We start from the raw sequence: 24,126 nt of genomic DNA on the forward strand, positions 1-24,126 counted from the left end.
ATTTTATTGTTTTTTCTACTTTATTATGGTTACAGTGAAATTTCCGAAAACAAGCAAGTGCCAGTCATAACAATCAAACAATAAAAATAAGAAATACTACAAAAGCAAAACATAATAAAAATAGATACCCGAAAATGTTTAAGAACAGGAACAATTACATGCATAAACAACTTTACGATTTCCATGCATACCCCACGTCATTTGGGCAATAGGGGAAAAGTATTATTATTTGGCGTGCGCAATCTTCCATCACTAGTAGAAACGGAAAGTTCCGTATCCCTGCTGAAGGAGGAAGATGTCTACCTGCCAGGGGGCGGATCTATTCAGCATCTAGAAATATTGGAATTAAAAGTGTAGAAAACAAATAGTGAAAAGGGAACATATCTTGTGTTTCCTTTTTTATTCTTGTAGATAAGTCTGGGGAGAAAACGGGGATTTCTGCACGTAACATAGATCTCATCGGTATACTAATTGTGTTTTACGTATAGCTGGGAGTTGGTGTGATGGTATTTGCAATGGATGTGAGATTCCGTCATTCTTTTCATGAAATTGAATCATTAGACATTCCAAATATATTGTTTCCGAGTCAGTGCAGGAAATTGTATCAAGTGATTGGAATCGGCATTCAAGAAGAATTCCGCAATCCCTATGTCATTATAAAAGAGCAACATGGTTCCGTTACATTCCGATTACCAGAAGAATTATCAACATGGGTGCAGAACAAATTATTACTTGTTAAAGGGGGGCCAGTTTGTTTCCATACTGCATTTCAGTTAGCCATACGAAGTTTTGTGCCATTTTTTGATCTCGGATATAAAAAGAATAGTCTGTCAGGTTAGGTGAGGAGATACCACCTCTGACTTTCACATCATACGTAGGATGTGGTGTAACTTGAATCAATTCAGATTTATGATTCTGAATAAACATTCTAACCTTTTCAAACTTGTTAATTACGGGCTGTATCTCCATTTTAAACCGATCATAGGGATATGTTTTATTTTTATTGTAATACCTATCCAGTTCAATCAACTCTGAAACTGCTGTATCAAATTCACTCTTTACTTCAGGATTTACTTTTTGCAACCATTCTTTTGCATAAGGGCGGAATGAAGATTTATAAAACAAATTCATATCAAAACGAGCTAATGTGAGTGGCTTTCCTTTTTCTTTTTGTTCTTTCATATAGGTAAATAATTGTTCAAGTTCCTCAGTTTTCCATACAGAGTATAAGGATTGTTTCATCGCTTCTGTAGCGGTTGAGTTATCAAAATTTTGCTGAACAGCTGCTGCTTCCCAAAGCCCTGTTTCAAATGCAATCACATCATATTCCAGGTGTAACAGCTTGGGAGGAAGTGCTGGAAGACGGGATCCCTAAGAAAGCAAAAAAACTAGGTGTGAAATAATCAGTTATTTGTGATGGTGGATTCTCCTAGGTGGAGGGTTCGCCGTTTTTTATTATATGTTATGTTGTGGTTTTTATATAAAGCATATTGAAAAGATGGATTAAATCTTCTGGAATGATGTCTCCATAATTAATAACTTGTACAATAACCTTTCAATTATCACTAAATCCATTCATATCAACAAGTTGTCCCATATATCCCTTTGTAGCAATATCTTTTAAAGTACGCTAAAAAATACCCTTTATTTTATCTTTATCTTATCTTTACCTTATCTTTAAATTTTTATATTAAACTTGAAACCTTAAAGTATTGATATATGAGTCTAAAAGGGTGGGAGATAGATGTTCATTACATAGTTTATATATAACCAATTACCTTTGAAAAATTGCATTTCTTATACGAGGAGGAATATATGAAGGATACAAGTAAAAAACAAATTATAAAAGTGTTCCTTATTAGTATTTTAGGCTTAGGAACAATACTTGGAATGCTATATTTTAATCATAAAACCAATATTCAAAAAAATAAAGCGCTAGCCACCGAAAAACGTGTATTGCAATATGAATCTACCTTGAAAAAAGAATTAGAAAAATATAATTTAGGAGAGAAAACAGCAGTTTTATTAGGAATTATGTACCAAGAGAGTAGAGGTGAGGGAAACGACCCTATGCAGTCATCCGAATCACTTGGATTAAAGCCAAATGAAATTCAAGAGACAAGCTTGAGCATTAAACAAGGGGTAAAGCACTTTGTTAAAATGTACAAGTATGGAACGGAAAAAGATGTTAGCATGGATACAATTATTCAAAGCTATAATATGGGGCCAGGGTATATTGATTTTATTGCTAGTCAAGAAGTTAAACAACACTCGGAGGATTCGGCCAAAAAATTTTCTAAGATGAAAGTTGATCAAAATCCAGCAATGTATACTTGTGGTGGAAATAAAAATAATTTTAGGTATCCATATTGTTATGGTGATTTCACATATGCCACAAAGGTAAATGGAAAAACAAAACTTATTGAAGAACTTCTTCGAAATGTACATAGCTCTTCTAAATAAGTTGCAGAATGAAATATAATGATACCGTCAGTCATTAACAATAATATCTAAGAAAAAACTATTTTATTTCTTAATTCACATAATTTTCAAAAACAAATCCCGTAGATGTTAATATTTGTTATATAATATATTTGTCAAAGCATTACCCCTAAAGTTTCTACAGTCAATCTGTAAGATAGTTTGTTTGGCCCGTATATTCACCTTAAACTAAAAAGAACTTGTAGAGATTCCTACAAGTTTTTTTGTTTTAAGGGTTAAATGTGGATTTCAAATATAGTTGTAATTTTTTGAGGGGGAAAGTAAATGTTTATAAAAACAGAAAGGTTATTAATACGGAAATTTGAGTTCAAAGATTGGCAAGCTGTTCATGAGTATACATCAGATATCAATGTTATGAAATACATACCTGAAGGGGTTTTTACTGAAGAAAACACAAGAAACTTTGTGAATAAAAACATTGGTGAAAACGCTAAGAACTTTCCTGTAGTATTAATTCATAAAGATATTCTGATTGGTCATATAGTTTTTCATAAATATTTTGGTGAGCATACATATGAGATTGGTTGGGTGTTCAATCCTAAATATTTCAATAAAGGATATGCTTCTGAAGCAGCACAAGCTACATTGGAATATGGCTTTAAGGAAATGAAATTACATAGGATTATAGCTACATGTCAGCCACAAAATACCCCATCATATCGAGTAATGGAGAAGATTGGAATGAGAAGAGAAGGCTATTTCAGGAAGTGTATACCACATGGGAATGAATGGTGGGATGAATATTATTACGCTATTTTAGAAGAAGAGTAGTGCTTCAGAATGCATCATTTAAATTGACACTCTTATTCCTAAATAGGCAAGTTGACTATCTTTATTGGGGATTCTTGCTACTAAAGGCGAAGTTTATTTTCAGTATCGCTGACGTGCAAAACTTTGTATAATCTGATCTTATCTCTAAATCACAACTGTTACCCCATCACCAGCAAGTTAAAGTTTCATTTTATTTTGCTAACTTGATCGTGATGTGACGTAACCTTAATTATTTAAAAATTTTAAAAAGGCCCCTTAGTCATGTTAAAGGGACCTTGATCACGCAAATGATCTGTAAACCAATTCATTTTTGATATACAGATCATTTGTATGATAATTTTTATAAATAATTGCTAAATAGTGAATTTACATAAATGCTTTTAGTAGTTCTTGAATTAATGGGATTGCTCCACCTATAAATTTTAAAACTGCCATTGCGATTTCCATATTATTCTCTCCTCTTTTTCGTATTAAGATGTAATAAATCTTTATAACCTTATTATAGTAAGCGCTTACAATTATAACAATACATTTTCGTATGCAATATTGCATATTTATACGTTAGATCTCTATTATTCATTTTTTAATGGTACTATAGCGAGGTGAGAGTCTTTAAGGGTTCTGCTTAATAGGAGGAAATATGGAAAGAGTGCAAGCGATTTACAGTAATCAAAAATTTAAGAGTTGGGTTAAACAGGTATTAGCTGTAGGAGGAGTAATAGGGTGCTGTTATTTGGTGTTATATGTTTTCTGTTTCTTAGTTATCATGTAAATAGTATACAACTAAACTAGTAGAGTCTTGCCTAGAAAGGTAAGGCTCTTTTATTGTAGTACCTGGAGATGAGCAAACTACATACAATATCTCTCAGGTTTTTCAGATCACTTTGTACGGTTTCTTGTTTAGAACACTAATTCCTATCATTGAAAACAGAATTCTATGGATAAAAAATATGTTTTTACTAGATACATATTAAAAAGACAAGCATAAATTATATTAGATTTTGACAAAGTCTTTTTGATTCCTTTTTATATAATATAATCCTTATATTGATACGTAAATATAATACAGTAATAATGATTTAAAAGCAAGAATTTTAGTAGCGGTACGTTCACACATCCATCAACTTAAGTTTTTAAAGTAGCTCTTAAACAAAAAAATTCTTTTTTTAATTGATTAATAGTAAACAAGAAAGATTGGCAAATTAACAACTAAAGAGATTTATTCAGGTAAAATCTATCAAAAGGTCCTTTACAAAATTTATACATAATTCAATTACAAAACAATGTAAAAATTATGCATTTTTGTAATATAAATTCATTGACACTTGTGTATATAAGTAACTATACTCGTTACATCAAATTGAATGCGTGATAATACGATTTTATTATTATTACAAACATGTAAATATAAAAATAGAAAATTTCAATTTGATAAATACAATGGTAGAGGTGTTTATTTTAATGAAGCACAAATTAATTGCAACAGGTATCCTTGCAGGAGCTATATTATCCTATTCTTCTAATATTTTAGCAGATACTCATAAATTCCCAGATGTTCCTACATGGGCTGATAAATCCGTTAACTATTTAGTTGATAAACAGGTATTAAATGGTTATCCAGATGGAACTTTTGGTTCAAATGATTCCTTAGACAGAGCTTCGGCTACAAAGATTATGACAAAAGTTTTAGGTATACAAATTGATCCTAATGCAAAACCATCTTTTACAGATTCACAAAATCACTGGGCTACTCCTTATATTGCTGCTGCTGAAAAAGCTGATATTGTTAAAGGTGAAGGTAATGGAATCTTTAATCCATCCGGAAAAGTAACTCGTGCTGCTATGGCTATCATGCTAGTAAGTGCATATAAACTACAAAGCGCAGCAAATCATAACGAGCAGGTTAGATTTGAAGATTTAAAAGGGCATTGGGGAGAAAAACATGCCAATATTTTAATAGATTTAAAAATTTCTAATGGTACCGAGAACGGTTGGCAACCAAATAGATTTATAACACGTGCTGAAGCTGCTCAACTTACTGCAAAAACAGATATGTTACAACAAAATTTAAACGATGAAAAAGAGGTTATTACTGCTACCTCATATGAAGATTTAAATTTAACAGTGGCTTCGAAAATTACAGCTCAAGAGATTGATAGTTTTATTGCAAAATATCATTCAGATAGTCCCTTAGTTGGACATGGACAAGATTTTATCAATGCGCAAAATCAATATGGCGTGAGTGCTCATTATTTAGCGGCGCATGCGATTTTAGAATCTGGATACGGAAAATCAGAAATCGCATATCAAAAACATAATTTATTCGGTCTACGTGCATATGATGGAGATCCGTTTAAATATGCGAAATATTTACCAAGCTACGGCGATAGCATTGCTTATAATGCTAATTATGTACGAGAAAGATATTTAGAAGAAAATGGTATGTATTATAACGGGCCAACATTAACTGGCATGAATGTGAAATATGCATCAGATAAAGGCTGGGCTAAGAAAATTGCAGGCATTATGGAACGTATTAAACCGTTTCGTGTAGAAGACTATACATATGAAAAAAAATTATCAAAGAATCCTGAAACATTAGATGTCGAAGCGTTATCAAATGAAATTCCGTATAAAATGTATGCAGACGGTTCAAGCACAAATGTTGTATCATCAGCTACTTACTACCAGGTACCTTATCCATTTAATTTGAAAATTAAAAGTAGACCAGATGTAGCTGTCGAGGAAAATAAAGTTGGTACAGTAACTCCTGGAACAACCATCTTTATTTATCGTGAAGATCCAAATGGATGGGTAGAATTCTCTTTTGAAGCTAATGGAGAAAAATATTGGACATTAAAAAATAAATTAAGTATGTAATTAAAAAGATCTATTGCACTAGTTTTAAAAGTATGGGATTGGACAATTGATTCTCTAGATTGGAAATACAGTAAATTACCCGTTGATGTAGCAGCTGCAAAGATTATTCAAAATGTCTTAGTAGGTGCGACATCCGCATGCTTTTTCGGGAAAATGTTGCGCAAAGTAGGTTCATTTTCAGCACTATCTCCTGGTTCACCGTAATCTTTAATGATGTAATATTCCTTATCTTAAATGTATATATTGAATATATGAATATATTGTGTTATGATGTGAATTAGAAACTCGCGTGTTTCAAATACAACATTTTTATCTTCTTGATGACCTCTTATCTTTCCATAAGAGGTCCTTTTTTATCCCTCCGTATTGCATAGCCGCTAAAATACTATGAAAAGATACTAGAGACTACTACAATGTGATATTCTCTAGTATTTTTTCTTTATCCATATTATCTATTGTTGGGTAATCGATGAATTATTAATTTTTGTATGATTTTCACAAAATAACTTTGAACCATTATTTATTTCAATTTAAAATAATAAAGGGGTATATATGAATAGGTATGTCCTTTTTATGTGATGATAATGTGAATTGAAGCGTAATACTGAAACGGTAAACGAGAACAATCAGTGCCGAAACAGATAGTAAGGAAAGTAAAACAGTAACAGCAGACAATACTTATAATGAAAACGTTCATAATGGACTGTCTATGGATGGAGAAAAAATACGAAAAGATAAAAGGGGCAAATGAATATGAACAGAGCCTTTAAAGGTACCGTATTAGCAGGGATAAGTGTGGGTTTCTTGCTAGCTGGTTGTACAATAGAAACATATGTCCTAACGCAGTCCAGAATATAAGCAAGTAGATTAAGTATTCTAAGCAGATAAATGAAGACTATAGCGATGAAGAAATTGAAAGACAACTAAGAGGTATAGCATCCTGACTTTCTAAATAACATGAGTGTTTCTATAGAATGAATCCTTAGGAGGGCTATTGTGGAACCTTTAATCAATGCTATTTTATACTTTGTATTTTTATTTGGAGCACTGTTTCTTATACTGGGTACTGCATTGGTTTTATTAATCGCGGCTGCATTACCAGTAATCTGGAAGAAGAATCTATCATTCCTAATGATTAGTTTAGGTATAAATATACTTGTCATTCCATTGTCTTTTTTTATTGGCGGGATGGCAACAGATTCCCCTGGTAGTACGATGCACGATTTTTGGGAAGTATTTTTCTTTATTCAGGTATTTCCGTTTCCCCTAGTACTGCTATCTTTAGTTTGGTGGCTTGTGCGTCGAAAAAAAGCAAAAGTTCATGTATAGTGTTTTTAATGCAAATAAGCTGTCCGTTTGGGCAGCTTATTATATTTATTACTAAGCGTGATTATTTCCAAAATGAATGCAATACCACTATACAGTTAAATTGAAGGTGAAACATATTGAAATCTTATCAAACTTTAGCCCACTTGTATGCATTAGGACTAGGCTGCGGACTTTGGAATAGAGAGGAGGTTATTTCATGGTGCGATAGGTTGATTGAAGCAAGTGATCACCCGCCATATGAAATTATGGAGATATCTTTAATGTCTAAAGCAAAGCTGATATATATAGAATCGGCTTTACTGTCATATAGCCGCATAGTTGATGAAAAACCCTTGGTAAACATCCTTCTTTCAGTCTTAAATGAAAAGTTAGTAGCTCAGAAATGGAATATTAAACAAGCGATTACTTGCTCTACTCGATTACTAGTAAATAGAGGCCTGTATTGGGAAGAAGAATATTTTGATTTATACAGCCTTAATGATAGCTATGACTTAGCACAGGAAGGTATCCATTTCAATGAAAAAGATGTGATTTCTGCTTATATCGATACATTAGATGTTTTTCGCATCCATTTTAACGAGTTTGAAGATCTCTATTTACAAGTCATGAAACAGAAGTGGCAAGGGGAGAAGGCAGGAAAAAGAATCATTGAATCGTAAGAGTTATTTCCTGTATTTATCACCAAATTTATCTAGCCAAGACAAATCTGTCTTCGTGTTGATGAATTTTTGTCTCTTAATAGCTTAATGCTATCGTTTTTAATTTTTCCGACAGCAAGCAAAGTTAGCATGTTTAATGCATAATCAGACGCCTGTAAATGAGCATTACTATTTAAATTTTTACCAGAGAGTAATTTAGTTAATTAGTAGAAAAAGGAAGGGGCCTATTTGGCTCCTTCCTTTTTCTCATACATACATAACGCTTGTTGACAACTTATGAAATAATAGCATTCATCGCTATTAAAATATAACATTAAAAGCAATTAATTAGATATGTAATTTTGCATATATTGTACTATTTCATGAATAGGAACAAAACTATTTATTCCTTTCTGTATGGAGACAAATAGATTTAGGTTTACTTAGGGTAAGAAGACCTGATCATTGATTGCTGGTTAAACCATATTTCTACGTATTTGAAACAAATTATTTCACTGAATTGTATGTTAAAGAGAGTGCGGGATTTATGAAATGTAGATTATTCCTTGATTTCTTACTCGTGATTTTACTTGGACATCGGAAAAGAAGTTACGTTATATACGATTTCAAAAGGGGATATTATTCAGTGCATCCAAAGATGCACTCCGTTTCCTGTTTCCTATCCTACTAAATTACCATTCCAAGCAAATTTCTTCTCTTTCAAACAATTCATCCATTGAATAAAGATAATTCGGCCATACGTATCGGAGGACATGAAACTTTCTTAATACCATTTGGAATATATTTCAATATACTTCCGATACTATAACAGATCGAAAATTTCTTTATTGGAGGTATATAATGGCATATCCATTTCGTAACTTAGTATTTGAAGGTGGCGGGGTAAAGGGAAGCGCTTATATAGGTGCCATCCGTGCACTAAATGAAGAAGGGATTTTACCAGAAATACAACGATTTGGAGGGACTTCAGCAGGAGCGATTACTGCATTACTTTTAGGTCTTTCCATTCCATTCGCAGATCTTGTAAAAATCCACAAAGACATGAATTTCAAAGCGTTTAAAGATGATGATTTTTCGATTGTACAAGATAACATTCGTTTGTTTTTTGATGGTTTTGGTATCTATAAAGGGGATTTCTTCACTGAGTGGGTAGGAAAGATCGTTGAAAAGTGGACAGGGAGTAAGGACACAACTTTTCAGCAGTTGTATGACAAAACAGGAAAAGACGTGTTTTTCCAAGGAACGAACGTTTCTACACACCAGCTTCGTACGTTTTCTCGCGAAACGACACCTGATGTCCCGTTAGTAGTTGCTGTGCGGATTTCGATGTCCATCCCATTCTTTTTTAAATCTGTGGAATGGGATAAAGATTATTATGTAGACGGAGGTGTACTCGATAACTACCCAATTCGTTTATTTGATCGGAAAAGTTTTGTGAATAAAGAAGAACACTTCACGACCACAGATACGATTGACGAGGTTAATAAACTGATAAGCAATATAGAGGATCATTCTACACTAAGAAGCTTACACACGAAATACAATGCATCTTTCTTTGATCCTACAGATGAAATTGTCTACAACAAAGAAACACTTGGTTTCCGTTTAGAATCTCAGGCGGAGGTTGCCATGTTAAAACATATCGCAACCTCAACAGAACATCATATTGGCCATTCTCTTATTCATTTTGCATGGAATTTGTCTCAAACCATGATCAAAGGTCATGAGAGCGGAAAAACCACCAAAGAAGATGCTGCCCGCACTGTATTTATTAATACATTCTTTACGTCGTCGTTTAATTTTGATATCACAGAAGAAGAAAAGAAAACACTCATGAATTCAGGTTATACTTCTACTAAAGACTATCTACATCAGTTTAATACGTCTGAAGTAAAATTGTTTAATCGACCATAAAGCCGAGTGCAATGCACTTGGCTTTTTTTAATCGTCCTGTAAATTCTTTTTTTAGTAGCTAATAAAAATTTAGATAGACTATGCATAGAACAAGAGAGAGGAGATAACAGAAAGTAATAAATATAAGTTTTGATGACTTCTTATTTTGTAAAACTAGGGTGTAGAAAGGGTGAAACAGGTGGAAGAAAAACGAATTATGATTTATACAATTTTTTGGCTAACACAGTACAAAAGAGAACCTTAAAACGGTGGATAGGAATGTATCAAAAAATGAATAGAGTAGCAAGGCGGATTTATTGTGGAAGTAGGGATTTTCCTTTTTCTTTCTACTGATAATAAAGCGTTATGTAGACTGGGGATGTATAAGGTATTCATTGCTATTCCTTCAAAATGCTGATGTTACATCACATTAAAATAACCTCTAATTTAAGTATTGAAATTCTCTAAATCTCTATGTATTATATTCTTGTATTTTCTCACTTTGCGAAGCCTAGAAAACATCATCATTTCTGAAAGAACTCGAACTCTAGCCGGTTCTTTGAATTTACTTGAACTTATTTTTGAATCATTGTATTATATTTTCGAGTCTTACTCATATAAATCATTATCAGGAGAATCTGCAAATTTGCAGGTTCTTTTTTATTTTATTGAAAGTAAAATTTTAGCCAGTCGTTTATTTTCATATTGTTGGTTTTTATACGTGTTTGGTAAAAAATCAATGTGTTGCAAAAAAATACTATGCTGAAATCTAGTTCGGTATAGCAATGTGCATATAAAAGATCTCACTTTGCTATATCCCCTAAAAAGAGTCATAAAAATCTATATTTTTTTAATTCAGTTGCATACTACAAAACTTCTTTTAAAAGAAATGTATGTACATACACATTATATTTTGTTCTATAACTCTCTAACTTTTGTTCACGATAGTCTGTTAAGTACAGGATTATTGGCGGGTGGTGCAATAGGTGCAGAAGATGTGAAAACAAATGAAAAAGTACAAGTTGCTGTTGCAGGTAAAGAGGGAAATATGACGTATAAAGAAATTGATAAAGCAGAATCTCCATTGTTATTTGGAATGTATCCTTTATGTTAAGATCCTAATAAGAAGTTAGTTTTTTTTGATAATTAATATTTATACAAAATGTATAATTAATATACTAAAACGTTTTTAAATTTTATTAATGTATTCCTTTTCATCTGAATGAATTATTTATTGCAACAGGTTTCCCTTTCAAAATAAGATGTTCAAACAAAAGACAATATAAGTATCTTTATAATGATTTTTCAATATAATCAATGTGTTTATGAAAGGAACTCTGTGTTATTTTTGCTTTTTTACTAACTAATACAGCTTCAAACAAAGGACACAATTGCTACATACTAAGTGTAATTTATTACCTATTCAAAATTCTGTCTATTCAATCTTTCTAAAAATAAAAAAAGATTAAACTTATAAATATACAAGTTATAATGAGGGCGTCGAGACACAATTTATTACCTCTAGAGAAAATATCAAACCTCGTTTTGGATTAAAAATTCTAAAGAACTTGCCAGTAATTTTTTTAAATTGGACATACTGATATGATTACTATACGGAGGATAGCGGATTAGAAGGGAAGTTTATTCAACTCAATAAAGAAAGCGTTATCAAATGAAACTTGTTTTGAATCGATCATTCTAATAACTTAGATTCAACTACAGCTAAAAATAATAAATTATGGGGGTGCTTATATGAACATGAATGTAGCATCTATTAAAGAAAAAAAGATTGTTAAATACAAAAGTTGTTTTGATGTGATTGGGCCCATAATGATAGGCCCTTCAAGTTCACATACTGCAGGTGCTTTGGCTATTGGAACAGTTGCTAATAAATTATTTCAAGGTCTTCCCAAAAAAGTTGTGGTAAAGTATTATGAATCATTTGCTGAAACCCATAAAGGTCACGGAACTGATTTTGCAATTATTGCTGGTATATTAGGCTTAGCTGCTGATGACAGCAAAGTGCCAGATGCTATTAAAATAGCAGAGTCTAAGGGAATTGACATTACCTTTATTGAACAATTGGGTAATAGTCCTGCTGGTCATCCAAATACGGCAGATGTATATGCAGAGGATGAAAGTCGAAGTATTAGAGTAATGGGTATTTCGGTCGGTGGTGGGTTGATTGAAGTCAAAAATGTTGAAATTGATGGATTTAGCTTAAATCTGCAGGGGCCATTGCCAGTTGTTATTGCGATTTCAGAAAGAGCTGACTTTGAATTTGTTTTACGCAGGATCTTTAAACAATATGATGTGGAAATTAACAACTTTCATAGTTTGGAAGATAAAACAAAATATTTATATGCATTCGCTTTGGATTCGATATTGCCAGGTAATGCTCAGAAGGAATTAGGAGATTTAAGCAATATAGCTAATCTTATTATTCTTTAGTCACATTAAGGAGTGAAAAATATGTATATGGCCATAAAAGAAATTGTGGATGCAGCTAATAAAAGCCAAAAGCAAATTTATGAATTAGCAATCGAACAGGAAATCAAACAAACTAAAACTTCTTATGAAGAAGTATGGAGTAAAATGGAACGAAATTTAGCGACTATGCAACATGCAATAAATAAAAGTATCGAGGGCGACGGTGTATTTTCTCCAACAGGTTTGACCGGGGGGGATGCTGTAAAAATTAAAAACTATCGAGAAAATAGGAAAACTCTTTCTGGAGATTTGATGGTGTTAGGGATTCAAAGTGCTATCGGTGTTAATGAAGTAAATGCTGCATTAGGAGCTATTTGTGCAACTCCAACAGCAGGTGCGAGTGGGACGATTCCGGGAGTCCTATTTAGTATTAAAGATACGTTGCAGTTAAGTCATGAAGATATGATTCATTTTCTATTCACTTCAGCGTTATTTGGAACGATAGTCGCAAACAACGCTTGTATTTCAGGAGCGTATGGAGGATGTCAAGCTGAAGTAGGAAGTGCCTCAGCGATGGCGGCTGCAGCTGCGGTAGAAGCTGCGGGTGGAACGCCACAGCAATCTTCTGAAGCTTTTTCGATTGCATTACAAAATTTACTCGGTTTAGTTTGTGATCCGGTCGCTGGTTTGGTAGAAATTCCTTGTGTAAAGAGAAACGCCATTGGAACGGCAAATGCTTTAGCAGCAGCGGACATCGCATTAGCCGGCGTAAACAATCTCATCAATGCTGACGAAGTGATTGAAGCCATGTATAGAGTTGGAAGACAGATGCCTCGCGAATTAAGAGAGACAGGTTTAGGTGGTATTGCAGCTACACCTACAGGAATTTCCATTAAAAATAAAATCTTTGGGGAGAAACAATCAAATCAATAAGTTATCGAGTATATTGTGAAGTTTTTAACAATTTTTACTCTATTGTTCGCCTAAGGATGTCTGTATATTGGGGGAGTTATCAATAAAATATACTACTATATAATTAAAATATTTTATAAGTGGTAACAAACCCTTCAGGTTGATGCTTCGCTAATTTTTTGATTTTTATTAACCTAGAAGGGGGATATTCGTTGTGGGGCACTATATAAGCTATTCATTTTCAAGAACGGTCTATATTCCTATATCTTAAAAAGAGAATTAAGAATAGGACACAAGGAGGAATTATTATATGGATGGGAATACTGCAAAAAACATAGAATTTCAAGCTGATAACACTGCAGTAAAAAATGAGAAATATCTAGACCCTAAAAAGTGGCATAAACAGGATACTACCTGGGCATTGAGCCTTTTTGGAACAGCAATTGGAGCAGGAGTACTCTTTTTACCGATTAATGCAGGTTCAGGTGGTTTATTATCATTGCTGTTAATTACCATACTTGCATATCCTGTTATGTATTATTCACATAGGGCGCTTGCTAAAATGATTTACGCTTCGAACTCTGCCGATGAGGGGATTACAGGTACAATAAGAGAGTATTTTGGAAATAAGGCAAGTATCATTTTTAATATTGTATATTTTGTCTCCATTTATACGATTGTGCTGATGTACTCGGTCGCACTTACAAATACCGCTAGTAGCTTTATCGTGCATCAATTGCACATGTCGGAGCCTCCAAGGTCCATTTTATCGCTTGTTTTAGTACTCGGTCTTATCGCTATACTAAATTTTGGTCAAGATATAACTGTAAAGATCATGAGCATGCTAGTGTATCCTTTTATAGCTTCTCTACTTTTTATCGCAATATCTTTGATTCCACAGTGGAATACGTCAATGCTTAGTTTTTCAAGTGTTTCTACTGCTTCAACAGGAACAGGATATTTAGGAACGATATGGATGATACTTCCAATCATAGTATTCTCGTTTAATCATTCGCCTATGATTTCGTCATTTGTTATGAAACAGAGAGCTACGTATGGAATAGATGCTACTGATGCTAAATGTGCTCAAATACAAAAAGTTTGTTATATTATGACATTCGCAGTTGTTATGTTCTTTGTTTGGAGCAGTACCTTAAGTTTAACTCCAAATGATCTTAAGGTGGCAAAAGAACAGAACTTGTCAATCCTATCATATCTTGCTAATGAGCTTAATTCGCCAGTAATCACTATTGCAGCTCCTATCATTGCATTTGTGGCTATTACAAAGTCTTTCCTTGGTCATTATATAGGAGCGTATGAGGTAATGCGTGACATGATTATCAAGTCCAGTAAAAAACGTGGGAAAGATATAGGAGAAAAAACAGTTAAGACAATGATTCTTACTTTTGTCGTATTAACATGCTGGTATGTTGCTTATACAAATCCAAGTATTCTTGGAATCATTGATGCCCTTAGCGGTCCGCTAGTTGCTGCTATCTTATGTATACTACCAATGTATGCAATCCATAAAGTAGCAGTACTTGCTAAATACAAAGGGAAATCTAGCAATGTATTTGTCATTATTATAGGTATTCTTACTGTCCTAGCAAGTATTAAGTCATTATTCTAATCCACTATTGTTAGTATCGATGCAAAAATCGTGGGATATGGAAAAAAGAAAGATTCTTATCGGAACTGAATTCTATATTGTTAAACTAAAGAAATCATGTTTTTGGACAAACTCCTCACATTGGAGAGTTTGTCTTTTTTTATTATATGCATAACTTTTATCATTTTAGCCAAGAAGACCCCTTCCTCAAGGAACGCGAAATAAGTAGGTGGGAGATGAATTGGCTAAAATGATAAACTGGTGACCCCGTATGTAGAAGTAAAAAAGGGGAAAACTATTGTATAATTATCGATAATTTAGGGGGCGCCAAATGAAACATAATAAAGAAGTAACACTTGGGGATTACGTTGAATTTTCATATCGTAAAAATCATAATTTGAAATTAATGGGATTTGTGGTGAATGTTTTACAAAATACAATTGTTGTAGATATTGCGGAAAGAATGGATATCGAGGTAGATGATTTTAGGCAAGTTGTAAAGCATGGTTATTATAATAAAGTGGTTCATAAGCAAATAAAGAATAGTGTTTCATAAAAAGTGCTCCTATATATAAATTTAGGAGCACTTTTTATGGAGAGAATTTTCGCAAAGATTTTTTTGTCTGAGGTATAAAATTTTCATATAAAAATACGTTTTGAAGATATTTTCTTATTTGTTAATTAATAATTTTTTCAATCTTTATAGCTGTTATGGATTTAAAATATTATTCATAAAAATTTCACATAATTTTATTAAAAAGAAAAATACTAATACTTGTTTTAATACTTTACTTCGAGTCATTAAAACAAATTTACTAACTACGAAACAAGGAGGCATCACTGTGGACATTCGTGAAGGATTAATTCCAACAGCTTTAGGTACAGCAGTGACAGCAGCAGGTTATGCTCTTAAACAAACTCGTGGAACTAATAAAATGATTGCAAATACAGTATTTGGTTTTGGTTTAGCACACGTCGTTTTAGGTGTAATCGATCTTGTTGAACATCGTCGTTAGAACGAAAGGCAAGCATTGATATATGCTTGCCTTTTTGGGAGTACATTTATTATTCATTTTTCAAAATATGTTTGTATGACGTAATCATTATCAATGTAATTAAATAGTTACACTACAAGAAAATTAGAAAGTAAAACTGTGAGCATTGAATTTTATGAAATGAGATGGTGATGGAATGGAATTTTCTTCTGAAAGTAATACGTATCATGCTGGTGACATTGTTTATATTTTTTACCGAAATCCTCATACTCAAGACGTAGCTAACATACAAGCTGCAGCAGTTGTAAATAATCCTGAAAGACCTAATGAATTAGCACTATTTCTTTACGAAACGTATTATCCACTAACAAATGAGATGGCTATATATGCTACCGAAGATGAAGCAAACCAAGCTTACACTTACTATTATGGTGATATTTCAGAGGGGATGTTAGAATGAATAAGCCATTTATGCCTAAGCTCGTATATTTTGAACCGAAAGCATTAGATTATCCTTTGGGGAAAGAGCTGTTTGAGAAGTTTTCAAAGATGGATGTTGAAATTCGACATACTACTTCCCATAATCAAGTAAGAGATTTGCCAGGGGATAACGATTTTCAAAAGTATCGAGTAGCAAAATCCACGCTGGTTGTTGGTGTTAGAAAAACACTGAAATTCGATACTTCCAAGCCTTCAGCAGAGTATGCAATTCCTTTTGCAACGGGATGTATGGGACATTGTCATTATTGTTATTTACAAACAACGATGGGAAGTAAGCCTTATATACGAACGTATGTAAATGTTGAAGAAATTTTAGATGCTGCTGATAAATACATGAAAGAGCGTGCACCTGAAGTAACAAGATTTGAAGCGTCGTGTACTTCAGATATTGTAGGAATCGATTATTTAACGCATACCCTTAAACGGGCCATTGAGCATTTTGGAGAATCTGAATATGGGAAATTGAGATTTGTTACGAAATTCCACCATGTAGATCATTTACTTGATGCTAAACATAATGGAAAAACAAGATTTCGCTTTAGTGTAAACGCTGATTATGTGATTAAAAACTTTGAACCAGGAACTTCTCCCTTAGCTAAACGAATTGAGGCAGCAGGAAAAGTAGCTAGAGCTGGATATCCTCTTGGTTTCATTGTAGCTCCTATTTACCTGCATGAAGGCTGGAAGGAAGGATACTATCATATGTTTGAACGCCTAAATGCTGAATTACCTCTTGATGCACGGGATGATATTACATTTGAATTTATTCAACATCGTTTTACAAAGCCAGCTAAGAGAGTAATTGAAAAAAACTACCCGATGACAAAACTAGAATTAGATGAAGAGAAAAGAAGGTATAAATGGGGGAAATATGGAATCGGAAAATACATTTATCAAAAAGAAGAAGAAGAGGATATAAAAAACTATCTGTATTCCTATATGAAACAGTTCTTTCCTAATGCAAAACTAGAATATTTTACATAAAAGAAACGAAAAAAATTCATTACATTATCAATCTAAAAAATTACTCACTCAAAAAAGTGATATTGGTCAACAATTCGCTAATAAATCATTTGAAAAATTTATATACGAAAGTCTTTTATGTAAAAATATGTTTCATTATGAACTGAATCCCAACAGTTAAACAGAAAAATACAGCGGTTGTATGAATATAAGTCCGGTATTGTACCGGGCTCATTCTTTTTAACGTTGCATCAATTCTTTTGTGAACATATTAATTTGAACATGTTTAAAAACGAACCATCTTTTGACAATGGTATTAGCGCTTTAGAAAGAACTTTCATAAAAAATGGTACTAATAATCCCTCCAAGTATTACTCCCATAGTAGAACCTAATAACAAAAATCTAATTGTTTAATTAGTAATTCTAATCTACCATTTTTTGCTGTACTATCAACTAAAGAAACAGTAAATGGTTGTTGAAACATATTAGAAAATCGAGCAATTAAAGACATAATATTATATTTAGCAAAAGCCGATGCAACTAAAGCTAATTTCGCTCCAACAAGTTGAACTCCATATCCTAAAACTTCTATAGAAGTCATAAGCATTAAAAATAAAAAGATACAAATTACTTTAAAAGTAATAAACTCCATAATCATACCCCTTAAGTTTCTATAAATACATAACTCAATAATTATATTAAAAATATTCAATATTTTCATTAAAATATAAATCGATTTCTATTTTATAATCAAAAACTATACTCTTTTATTTTGAATGATGGCATCACCTTTTATTAGAATTGTCCCTTGGTTTAGCAAATGTTTTTTTGTAAATAATATATTTGTTAAACCATTAATTAAGGGGGACTAGTATGCCGCAGGATCGAAAAGAAGAAGTGCAAAACGATACATATGAAGGAAAAGAGGTTATGCCAGATAATCCACAATATCTACCGCGTCACGTGCAAATGGAGCTGCCTCCCGAATTTTCTATAAATCCTCTTTTTGCCCGCAAAGGAGAATCAGTCGTTCCGCGCTTTCACATGCCTGATGAAGGCATGTTACCAGAAACAGCGTATCAAATCGTCCATGATGAAATGACTCTTGATGGCAATGCACGCTTGAATCTTGCAACATTCGTTAGTACATGGATGGAACCTACCGCAGAGCACTTATATGCTAAATCATTTGATAAGAACATAATTGATAAGGACGAATATCCACAGACAGCTGAAATTGAGGAGCGGTGTGTCCGCATTTTAGCCAACCTCTGGCATTCCCCCAGCCCCCTTACAACTATGGGCGTTTCAACAACTGGATCGTCGGAAGCCTGTATGCTCGGGGGGCTTGCGTTAAAGAGACGCTGGCAAAATGCACGAAAAAGAGAGGGTAAGCCGGTGGATCGGCCTAATATTGTGTTTAGTTCTGCTGTTCAAGTCGTTTGGGAAAAATTTGCGAACTATTGGGAGGTTGAACCACGCTATGTGAAGGTTAGCCCTGAGCATCCCCGATTAGATCCTCAAGGGGTCCTTGCAGCCGTGGATGAAAATACGATTGGTGTGGTACCGATTCTCGGTGAGACTTATACCGGACTTTACGAACCGGTTGCCGCCATTGCAAAAGCGTTGGACGATTTACAGGAGAGGACGGGACTCGACATTCCTATGCATGTAGATGCGGCTTCGGGCGGATTTATAGCACCGTTTCTTCAACCAGATTTAGTCTGGGATTTTCAGTTGCCGAGGGTGAAGTCCATCAATGTATCGGGACATAAATATGGATTAGTCTATCCTGGCTTGGGTTGGATAATTTGGCGGGAAGCTGATGATCTCCCCGATGATTTAATCTTCCGCGTCTCCTATTTAGGCGGAAACATGCCGACTTTTGCCCTGAATTTTTCACGTCCTGGCGCACAAGTGCTCCTACAATATTACAATTACCTGCGTTTGGGGAAAAGTGGGTACTATGATGTCCAAAGGGCTTCTCAGAAGGTCGCTCTTTTTCTTAGCAAGGCAATTCAGGAGATGGAACCGTTCGAACTTTTGTCCGATGGTTCGGATATTCCGGTTTTCGCTTGGCAACTGAAAAAAGGTTACACATTAAACTGGAACCTTTATGATTTATCTCGACAATTGCGTGTGTTCGGCTGGCAAGTACCCGCATATCCATTGCCTCCAGACCTAGAAGCAGTGACGATTATGCGCGTTGTGGTTCGAAACGGGTTTTCTATGGATCTCGCGCATTTATTTTTGAGGAACCTCAAACAGGCCGTTGCCTTTCTGGATTCCTTGGATGGACCTATGCCACATGATACGAAATGTGATAATGGGTTTCATCACTAATTGGGGAGCAGCTCTCGTCGTCGTTAAGTTGAGCTCAACACTCATAACTTTTCGAGCTATCGACTGGGAAGAGGTACAGAAAAGCTGATGGTTTCAACCAAGGGATACATGATGATAGGTGATGAACAAATTGATGCCTGAGGGCTTTACAATATCAAATCATACGCCCAGTTTTCAGAAATCTATTGGCTTTTCTTCTGGTTTCGAAAGACACAATTCAAATCTGTTGAAGAGTTAAAGAAATTTGTAGCTAGTATTTCCTTTTGGGAGGTACCATTACCTGCTTTAGGAGTTACTCCACCATTACATTGGATTTTATCGGATAAATGGGGTGAATCTATTGTATTAGAATCGACAAGGAGTAGTGACTAATAGTCCTGAGTTTAATTGGCATTTACAAAATTTAAGACAATATATAGGTCTTAAATCGCAGCCATGCGAGGGGGATATACCATTAAGTACTTTTGGACAAGGTTCAGGTTCAATGGGACTTAATGGAGATTTCACCCCACCATCAAGGTTTATACGAGCAGCGTATGGTAAATAAAATATTCAGGGTATAGATAACGAAGAAGAGGGTATATCGGTCATTTTTCGTATTTTGTAAAATTGTGAGGTTCCAAAAGGAGGAGTAATAACGGAAGAAGATACATTAGATAATACTATTTATACAAGCGCAACGTGCATGGAGTCTGGTACATATTATTATCATATCTATGATTGTAGATAAATTATTGCCCTTCGATATTAGTAACAGGATAGCTGCTTAACGATAAAAATGAATTTGCCAATTTTCTTGCAAAATGTAACGGGTGCTCTACCGATTGGATATGAATATACATAATTAAGGGATTCATGTATAACCAGTGATTATGTAAAGCACTGACAATAATTCCTTGTTGTACAATTGATTTCATAAATGCAGGGATCTCTTCTTGTAGAACCGCGATTTCTCCTAAATTTAATGCATTGCCATTTTGATCCAACGATTCAAAACTTACTCCGACGGGAACTACATAGGCACTTCGTTTTCCTTGAACCAGGACCTTAAAATTGCGGTGAAAAGACACCGAACAACCACCTTGATTTATTTTACTCTTTCCTTTAAGAATTGCAGCAAATTGATCAGAAATGAAATTTAAATTAGACATAAGTTCAATTCCTTTCCCGTGCTAAATTTATCCATTTAGAAATTTAATTTAAAAAATGTAGTTCCTTCTTTTAAAGAAAAGAACTACTTATAAACAACTTTTCTCTAAAATAAACAGGCTGATATGTGTAATTTGTACCCTGTTTATTTTAGAAGAAATATAAATGTTATTTCCCAACAAACATAACTTAATGAATCCTTTCTATATATCATTATAAAAAATTCATAAAGTAGGCAATTGTACATCTTTATTTTATGTAGGTTAGATAAATATGTGCCTTAATAAGTCTGTGCTTTCTTTATGAAATTCTTATTGGTAATTAATACAACAATAAATTTAATATATTTTAATGATTGTATAGGGTAAAACTTAAGTTGTTTTTTCATTGAGACTATTCGTTTTTTCCATATTTCATATGGGAGTAAAGCACAAATTATTAATCCTATTGTTCCTAAAAGTAGCTTTGTTAATTGAGCATCAACAAAATGTCTACTGTTATAACCGTAATGTTGGACAGCGACAATGGATGGAGGTTCTTCTGCTACGCTATATTTAGGAGGAAAGGTTATAAATTCACCGTCTACATTATCCCATGAAGATCGTTATTTACTGAACGCTTGGGTGGTAACAGCAAACCAAAAACAAAAAATAAAGATGACAATTGATGGGAGAAAAATAGATACCAAAACATCAGATGAATTTGATGCGAACATTTCAACGAATTTATGAATTATTAAAAATAGAACAAATACATGATTTTTATCCCGTTAGCTGGAAAATTGAAATTATTTTTAAAACTTAGAAATTCTTATTTCATACTCATGATTTGCACATTATCAAACGAGAGTGATGAGGATTCCAAATTTATGGAATTCTTATCACTCTTTTTTAGTTTTTTGTAAATATGGAACAATATCATTACTTTCACTGTCTATTAAGCGTTAAAACATTTTTTATTAAATAAATTAAGAAAGGAATCATCATTTTTAACTAAGGGAGAAGATTGAATTGAAAAAATTATGGATGCTGCTTTTCGTTTGTTTTGCGGTTATGTTGGTAGGATGTAATAAAAACGAACCGCCAAAACAAGCATTTGAAGAATATATCAATTTATGGAATGATAGAAAATTTACAAATATGTATGATCATTTATCAGATCATGCAAAAAAATCAATTTCTAAAAAAGAATTCACAGAAAAATATCAAAAAATCTATGAGGGGATTGGAGCTAAGAATTTAAAAGTTAAAATGAAAGGAGAGAATACGAAAGATAAAGAGCTTTTTCTTTTTGAAGTTAAGATGGATACGGATGTAGGATCAGTTTCATTCATCCATGAAGCAAAACTTGTGAAAGATAAAGAGTCTTGGAAAATAGATTGGACACCAGACTTCATTTTTCCAGGAATGAAAAAAGATTACAAAGTACGTATGCAAATAGAGCAAGGAAAACGTGGAGAAATATATGATCGAAATGGAAAAGGGCTTGCAACGAATGGTAAAGCGACTGAGGTTGGAATTATTCCAGAGAAACTAGGCGAAACAGCAGCGCAAACGAAAGAAATAGTAGCACAATTACTTGATATGTCTACAGAAGAGGTTGAACAAAAGCTCACAGCGAAATGGATAAAACCAGACTCCTTTGTACCAATTGGTATTTTAAAAGAAGGAACCAGACAGAATGATTATATTGAATTAGAAGGAGTTTCATCTCGTCCAGTAAATATTCGTACGTATCCATTAGGTGAAGCAGCGGCACACTTAACTGGATATATAGGAAAGGTGAATGCGGAGGAGTTAAAATCACTTCAAAAACAAGGTTATCAAGCAGATGATTTAGTAGGTAAGACCGGTTTAGAGAAAGTGTTAGAAAATAAATTGCGTGGTGAAAAGGGTGGACGCGTATTTATAGAAGATGAGAAGGGGAAAGAGATTAAAAACGTAGCAAAAAAAGAATCAAAAGAGGGAGAAACTGTTACGTTAACAATTGATGCTGCAATTCAAGAAAAAATCTTTAATGAGATGAAAACTGAAGCAGGGTCTAGTGCAGCGGTCAATCCTAAAACAGGTGAAACAATCGCACTTGTAAGTAGCCCTGCTTATAATCCAAATATAATAGTTAGAGGAGCATCGAAAGCCCAACGAGAAGTATGGAGTAACGACTCGAAACTACCAATGATGAATCGCTTCACACAAGCATTTGTACCAGGTTCCGTATTTAAAACGATTACAGGTGCAATTGGTTTGGAAACAAACACAATAAATCCAAAGGAAGAATTTAAAATTCAAGGATTAAAGTGGACAAAAGATTCATCTTGGGGAAATTACTATGTAACGCGTGTGAAGGATGCAAGTCCAATTGATTTTGATAAGGCAATGAAGTACTCTGATAATATTTATTTTGCTCAACAAGCTTTGAAAATGGGAAAAGATCAGTATGTAAATGAATTTAAAAAGTACGGATTTCATGAAAAATTACCAATCGAATACGAATTTCCTATTTCAATTATTGCAAAAGATGGGATAAAAAATGATATTCAACTAGCAGACACGGGTTATGGACAAGGACAAGTATTAATGACGCCACTTCATTTAGCATTAACATATGCACCGATTGTGAATGAAGGGAATATTCCGTCGCCACACCTTTTAAAAGAAGCAAAAGTAGCGGGGAATTGGAAAGAAAATGTGATTTCTAAAAAGAATCAAGAGATATTAAAGAGTGCATTAATCAAAGTCATTAATGACCCTGATGGCGCGGGGAGAATTGCAAAGGTTAATGGTGTAACGCTTGCTGGTAAAACCGGTACAGCAGAACTGAAAGAGTCGAAAGAAGCAGACGGAAAAGAACTGGGATGGTTCGCAGCTTTCGATGCAAATGCGCCAGACATGATTGTTACAATGATGATTGAAGATGTAAAAGGAAGAGGAGGAAGTAACGTTCCAGGTGAAAAAGTAAAACATGTATTTCAGAAATAATACTTAATTATATGGTGAATTTTTTGACTAAATTTATTACATGTTTGCTTAACTCAAAGATATAAATTGGGGAAAATATAGAACAATTAAATTTCAAAAAAGCATTCTCGATTAGAAAGAATGCTTTTTTGCTGTGATTCTAGAAAAGTTGACATTGTTAATGGCAAATAGAAGGAGATAGCAAATTGAAATGGACAAGTGGAGTGTTACG

At 33.6% G+C, this 24,126-nt stretch carries 19 protein-coding genes and 6 pseudogenes; 18 read left to right on the plus strand and 7 right to left on the minus strand.

Annotated elements, in window-relative coordinates:
* Positions 1 to 735: 735 nt before the first annotated feature.
* Positions 736 to 1,320: an erythromycin esterase family protein gene (locus EBQ15_RS05180; protein ID WP_001999767.1), complete on the minus strand. Its 585-nt coding sequence runs from the start codon at positions 1,318 to 1,320 to the stop codon at positions 736 to 738.
* A gap of 160 nt (positions 1,321 to 1,480) precedes the next feature.
* Positions 1,481 to 1,603, minus strand: a pseudogene (locus tag EBQ15_RS31505) (vancomycin resistance histidine kinase VanS); the annotation flags it as partial.
* A 212-nt stretch (positions 1,604 to 1,815) separates the two neighbouring features.
* Here EBQ15_RS31505 and EBQ15_RS05185 point away from each other — a divergent pair.
* Positions 1,816 to 2,463 carry a lysozyme family protein gene (locus tag EBQ15_RS05185; protein ID WP_000655725.1) on the plus strand — a complete coding sequence of 216 codons (648 nt, stop codon included), beginning with the start codon at positions 1,816 to 1,818 and terminating at the stop codon, positions 2,461 to 2,463.
* A gap of 303 nt (positions 2,464 to 2,766) precedes the next feature.
* Entirely contained in the window at positions 2,767 to 3,273 is a 507-nt protein-coding gene (locus EBQ15_RS05190) for a GNAT family N-acetyltransferase (protein ID WP_000470153.1), read from the plus strand.
* Positions 3,274 to 3,639: 366 nt separating this feature from the next.
* Here the strand turns inward: EBQ15_RS05190 and EBQ15_RS05195 are convergent, their stop codons facing one another.
* Complete coding sequence (locus EBQ15_RS05195; protein ID WP_001987408.1) at positions 3,640 to 3,825, minus strand: hypothetical protein; 186 nt, start codon at positions 3,823 to 3,825, stop codon at positions 3,640 to 3,642.
* Between the two features lie 909 nt (positions 3,826 to 4,734).
* On the opposite strand from EBQ15_RS05195, the gene EBQ15_RS05200 reads away from it, so the two are divergent.
* Together EBQ15_RS05200 and EBQ15_RS05205 are read left to right on the plus strand one after the other, a co-directional pair.
* Positions 4,735 to 6,153, plus strand: coding sequence for an S-layer homology domain-containing protein (locus EBQ15_RS05200; RefSeq protein ID WP_033693057.1), 1,419 nt, complete (start codon positions 4,735 to 4,737; stop codon positions 6,151 to 6,153).
* A 24-nt stretch (positions 6,154 to 6,177) separates the two neighbouring features.
* Positions 6,178 to 6,291, plus strand: a pseudogene (locus EBQ15_RS05205) (polysaccharide deacetylase); the annotation flags it as partial.
* Here EBQ15_RS05205 and EBQ15_RS31965 read toward each other — a convergent pair.
* Positions 6,273 to 6,371: pseudogene (locus EBQ15_RS31965) on the minus strand (peptidase M56); the annotation flags it as partial. The pseudogenes EBQ15_RS05205 and EBQ15_RS31965 sit on opposite strands and share 19 nt — an antisense overlap.
* 778 nt (positions 6,372 to 7,149) lie before the next feature.
* Between EBQ15_RS31965 and EBQ15_RS05210 the strand changes: the two are divergent.
* The 10 genes from EBQ15_RS05210 to splB all read left to right on the plus strand — a co-directional run bounded on the left by EBQ15_RS05210 (position 7,150) and on the right by splB (position 17,465).
* A complete protein-coding gene (locus tag EBQ15_RS05210; RefSeq protein ID WP_000433517.1) occupies positions 7,150 to 7,482 on the plus strand; it encodes a hypothetical protein in 333 nt (110 codons plus the stop codon).
* A gap of 116 nt (positions 7,483 to 7,598) precedes the next feature.
* Positions 7,599 to 8,141 (plus strand): hypothetical protein, encoded by a 543-nt coding sequence (locus EBQ15_RS05215; protein WP_000844538.1) that lies wholly within the window; start codon positions 7,599 to 7,601, stop codon positions 8,139 to 8,141.
* A gap of 840 nt (positions 8,142 to 8,981) precedes the next feature.
* Positions 8,982 to 10,055 carry a patatin-like phospholipase family protein gene (locus EBQ15_RS05230; protein WP_000331137.1) on the plus strand — a complete coding sequence of 358 codons (1,074 nt, stop codon included), beginning with the start codon at positions 8,982 to 8,984 and terminating at the stop codon, positions 10,053 to 10,055.
* Between the two features lie 1,731 nt (positions 10,056 to 11,786).
* Positions 11,787 to 12,485, plus strand: a complete 699-nt coding sequence (locus EBQ15_RS05245) for a serine dehydratase beta chain (protein ID WP_001056999.1) — start codon at positions 11,787 to 11,789, stop codon at positions 12,483 to 12,485.
* Between the two features lie 21 nt (positions 12,486 to 12,506).
* The gene (gene sdaAA, locus EBQ15_RS05250) at positions 12,507 to 13,397 is read left to right on the plus strand and encodes an L-serine ammonia-lyase, iron-sulfur-dependent, subunit alpha (protein ID WP_000281779.1); all 891 of its coding nucleotides are present in this window, start codon (positions 12,507 to 12,509) and stop codon (positions 13,395 to 13,397) included.
* A 289-nt stretch (positions 13,398 to 13,686) separates the two neighbouring features.
* A complete protein-coding gene (locus EBQ15_RS05255) occupies positions 13,687 to 15,006 on the plus strand; it encodes an aromatic amino acid transport family protein (RefSeq protein ID WP_000348955.1) in 1,320 nt (439 codons plus the stop codon).
* 310 nt (positions 15,007 to 15,316) lie between these two features.
* Positions 15,317 to 15,541, plus strand: coding sequence for a DUF2187 domain-containing protein (locus tag EBQ15_RS05260; protein WP_000682213.1), 225 nt, complete (start codon positions 15,317 to 15,319; stop codon positions 15,539 to 15,541).
* A 286-nt stretch (positions 15,542 to 15,827) separates the two neighbouring features.
* On the plus strand, positions 15,828 to 16,001 hold the full coding sequence (locus EBQ15_RS05265) for a hypothetical protein (RefSeq protein WP_000354585.1): 174 nt from the start codon (positions 15,828 to 15,830) through the stop codon (positions 15,999 to 16,001).
* 175 nt (positions 16,002 to 16,176) lie between these two features.
* Positions 16,177 to 16,440 carry a transcriptional regulator SplA gene (locus EBQ15_RS05270; protein WP_000396091.1) on the plus strand — a complete coding sequence of 88 codons (264 nt, stop codon included), beginning with the start codon at positions 16,177 to 16,179 and terminating at the stop codon, positions 16,438 to 16,440.
* The gene (gene splB / locus EBQ15_RS05275) at positions 16,437 to 17,465 is read left to right on the plus strand and encodes a spore photoproduct lyase (RefSeq protein WP_001039638.1); all 1,029 of its coding nucleotides are present in this window, start codon (positions 16,437 to 16,439) and stop codon (positions 17,463 to 17,465) included. The genes EBQ15_RS05270 and splB overlap by 4 nt, the downstream gene beginning before the upstream one ends.
* A 368-nt stretch (positions 17,466 to 17,833) precedes the next feature.
* Here the strand turns inward: splB and EBQ15_RS05280 are convergent, their stop codons facing one another.
* Positions 17,834 to 18,097, minus strand: a complete 264-nt coding sequence (locus EBQ15_RS05280) for a lipid II flippase family protein (protein ID WP_000394421.1) — start codon at positions 18,095 to 18,097, stop codon at positions 17,834 to 17,836.
* 221 nt (positions 18,098 to 18,318) lie between these two features.
* Between EBQ15_RS05280 and gad the strand changes: the two genes are divergently transcribed.
* Positions 18,319 to 19,788: a glutamate decarboxylase gene (gad, locus tag EBQ15_RS05285; protein WP_001135433.1), complete on the plus strand. Its 1,470-nt coding sequence runs from the start codon at positions 18,319 to 18,321 to the stop codon at positions 19,786 to 19,788.
* Between the two features lie 210 nt (positions 19,789 to 19,998).
* Positions 19,999 to 20,515 (plus strand): annotated as a pseudogene (locus EBQ15_RS31510) (linear amide C-N hydrolase); the annotation flags it as partial.
* Positions 20,516 to 20,519: 4 nt separating this feature from the next.
* Here EBQ15_RS31510 and EBQ15_RS05295 read toward each other — a convergent pair.
* Together EBQ15_RS05295 and EBQ15_RS05300 are read right to left on the minus strand one after the other, a co-directional pair.
* Positions 20,520 to 20,939, minus strand: coding sequence for a DUF1259 domain-containing protein (locus EBQ15_RS05295; RefSeq protein ID WP_000067579.1), 420 nt, complete (start codon positions 20,937 to 20,939; stop codon positions 20,520 to 20,522).
* A gap of 383 nt (positions 20,940 to 21,322) precedes the next feature.
* Positions 21,323 to 21,466 (minus strand): annotated as a pseudogene (locus EBQ15_RS05300) (cell division protein FtsW); the annotation flags it as partial.
* Here EBQ15_RS05300 and EBQ15_RS05305 point away from each other — a divergent pair.
* Positions 21,462 to 21,668 (plus strand): annotated as a pseudogene (locus EBQ15_RS05305) (phosphodiester glycosidase family protein); the annotation flags it as partial. The pseudogenes EBQ15_RS05300 and EBQ15_RS05305 sit on opposite strands and share 5 nt — an antisense overlap.
* A 279-nt stretch (positions 21,669 to 21,947) precedes the next feature.
* A complete protein-coding gene (locus EBQ15_RS05310; RefSeq protein ID WP_000737771.1) occupies positions 21,948 to 23,915 on the plus strand; it encodes a penicillin-binding transpeptidase domain-containing protein in 1,968 nt (655 codons plus the stop codon).
* Positions 23,916 to 24,126: the final 211 nt, after the last annotated feature.

This window comes from Bacillus sp. 2D03 (assembly GCF_003946765.1).
In the GTDB taxonomy this organism is placed as follows: Bacteria; Bacillota; Bacilli; order Bacillales; family Bacillaceae_G; genus Bacillus_A; species Bacillus_A cereus.

Bases quoted from the DNA above. Each gene is read 5' to 3' on its own strand.
- sdaAA (WP_000281779.1), top strand. From the start codon at position 12,507: ATGTATATGGCCATAAAAGAAATTGTGGATGCAGCTAATAAAAGCCAA.
- gad (WP_001135433.1), top strand. From the start codon at position 18,319: ATGCCGCAGGATCGAAAAGAAGAAGTGCAAAACGATACATATGAAGGA.
- EBQ15_RS05270 (WP_000396091.1), top strand. From the start codon at position 16,177: ATGGAATTTTCTTCTGAAAGTAATACGTATCATGCTGGTGACATTGTT.
- splB (WP_001039638.1), top strand. From the start codon at position 16,437: ATGAATAAGCCATTTATGCCTAAGCTCGTATATTTTGAACCGAAAGCA.
- EBQ15_RS05280 (WP_000394421.1), bottom strand. From the start codon at position 18,097: ATGGAGTTTATTACTTTTAAAGTAATTTGTATCTTTTTATTTTTAATG.
- EBQ15_RS05245 (WP_001056999.1), top strand. From the start codon at position 11,787: ATGAACATGAATGTAGCATCTATTAAAGAAAAAAAGATTGTTAAATAC.
- EBQ15_RS05255 (WP_000348955.1), top strand. From the start codon at position 13,687: ATGGATGGGAATACTGCAAAAAACATAGAATTTCAAGCTGATAACACT.
- EBQ15_RS05230 (WP_000331137.1), top strand. From the start codon at position 8,982: ATGGCATATCCATTTCGTAACTTAGTATTTGAAGGTGGCGGGGTAAAG.
- EBQ15_RS05185 (WP_000655725.1), top strand. From the start codon at position 1,816: ATGAAGGATACAAGTAAAAAACAAATTATAAAAGTGTTCCTTATTAGT.
- EBQ15_RS05200 (WP_033693057.1), top strand. From the start codon at position 4,735: ATGAAGCACAAATTAATTGCAACAGGTATCCTTGCAGGAGCTATATTA.
- EBQ15_RS05195 (WP_001987408.1), bottom strand. From the start codon at position 3,825: ATGCAATATTGCATACGAAAATGTATTGTTATAATTGTAAGCGCTTAC.
- EBQ15_RS05260 (WP_000682213.1), top strand. From the start codon at position 15,317: ATGAAACATAATAAAGAAGTAACACTTGGGGATTACGTTGAATTTTCA.
- EBQ15_RS05295 (WP_000067579.1), bottom strand. From the start codon at position 20,939: ATGTCTAATTTAAATTTCATTTCTGATCAATTTGCTGCAATTCTTAAA.
- EBQ15_RS05190 (WP_000470153.1), top strand. From the start codon at position 2,767: ATGTTTATAAAAACAGAAAGGTTATTAATACGGAAATTTGAGTTCAAA.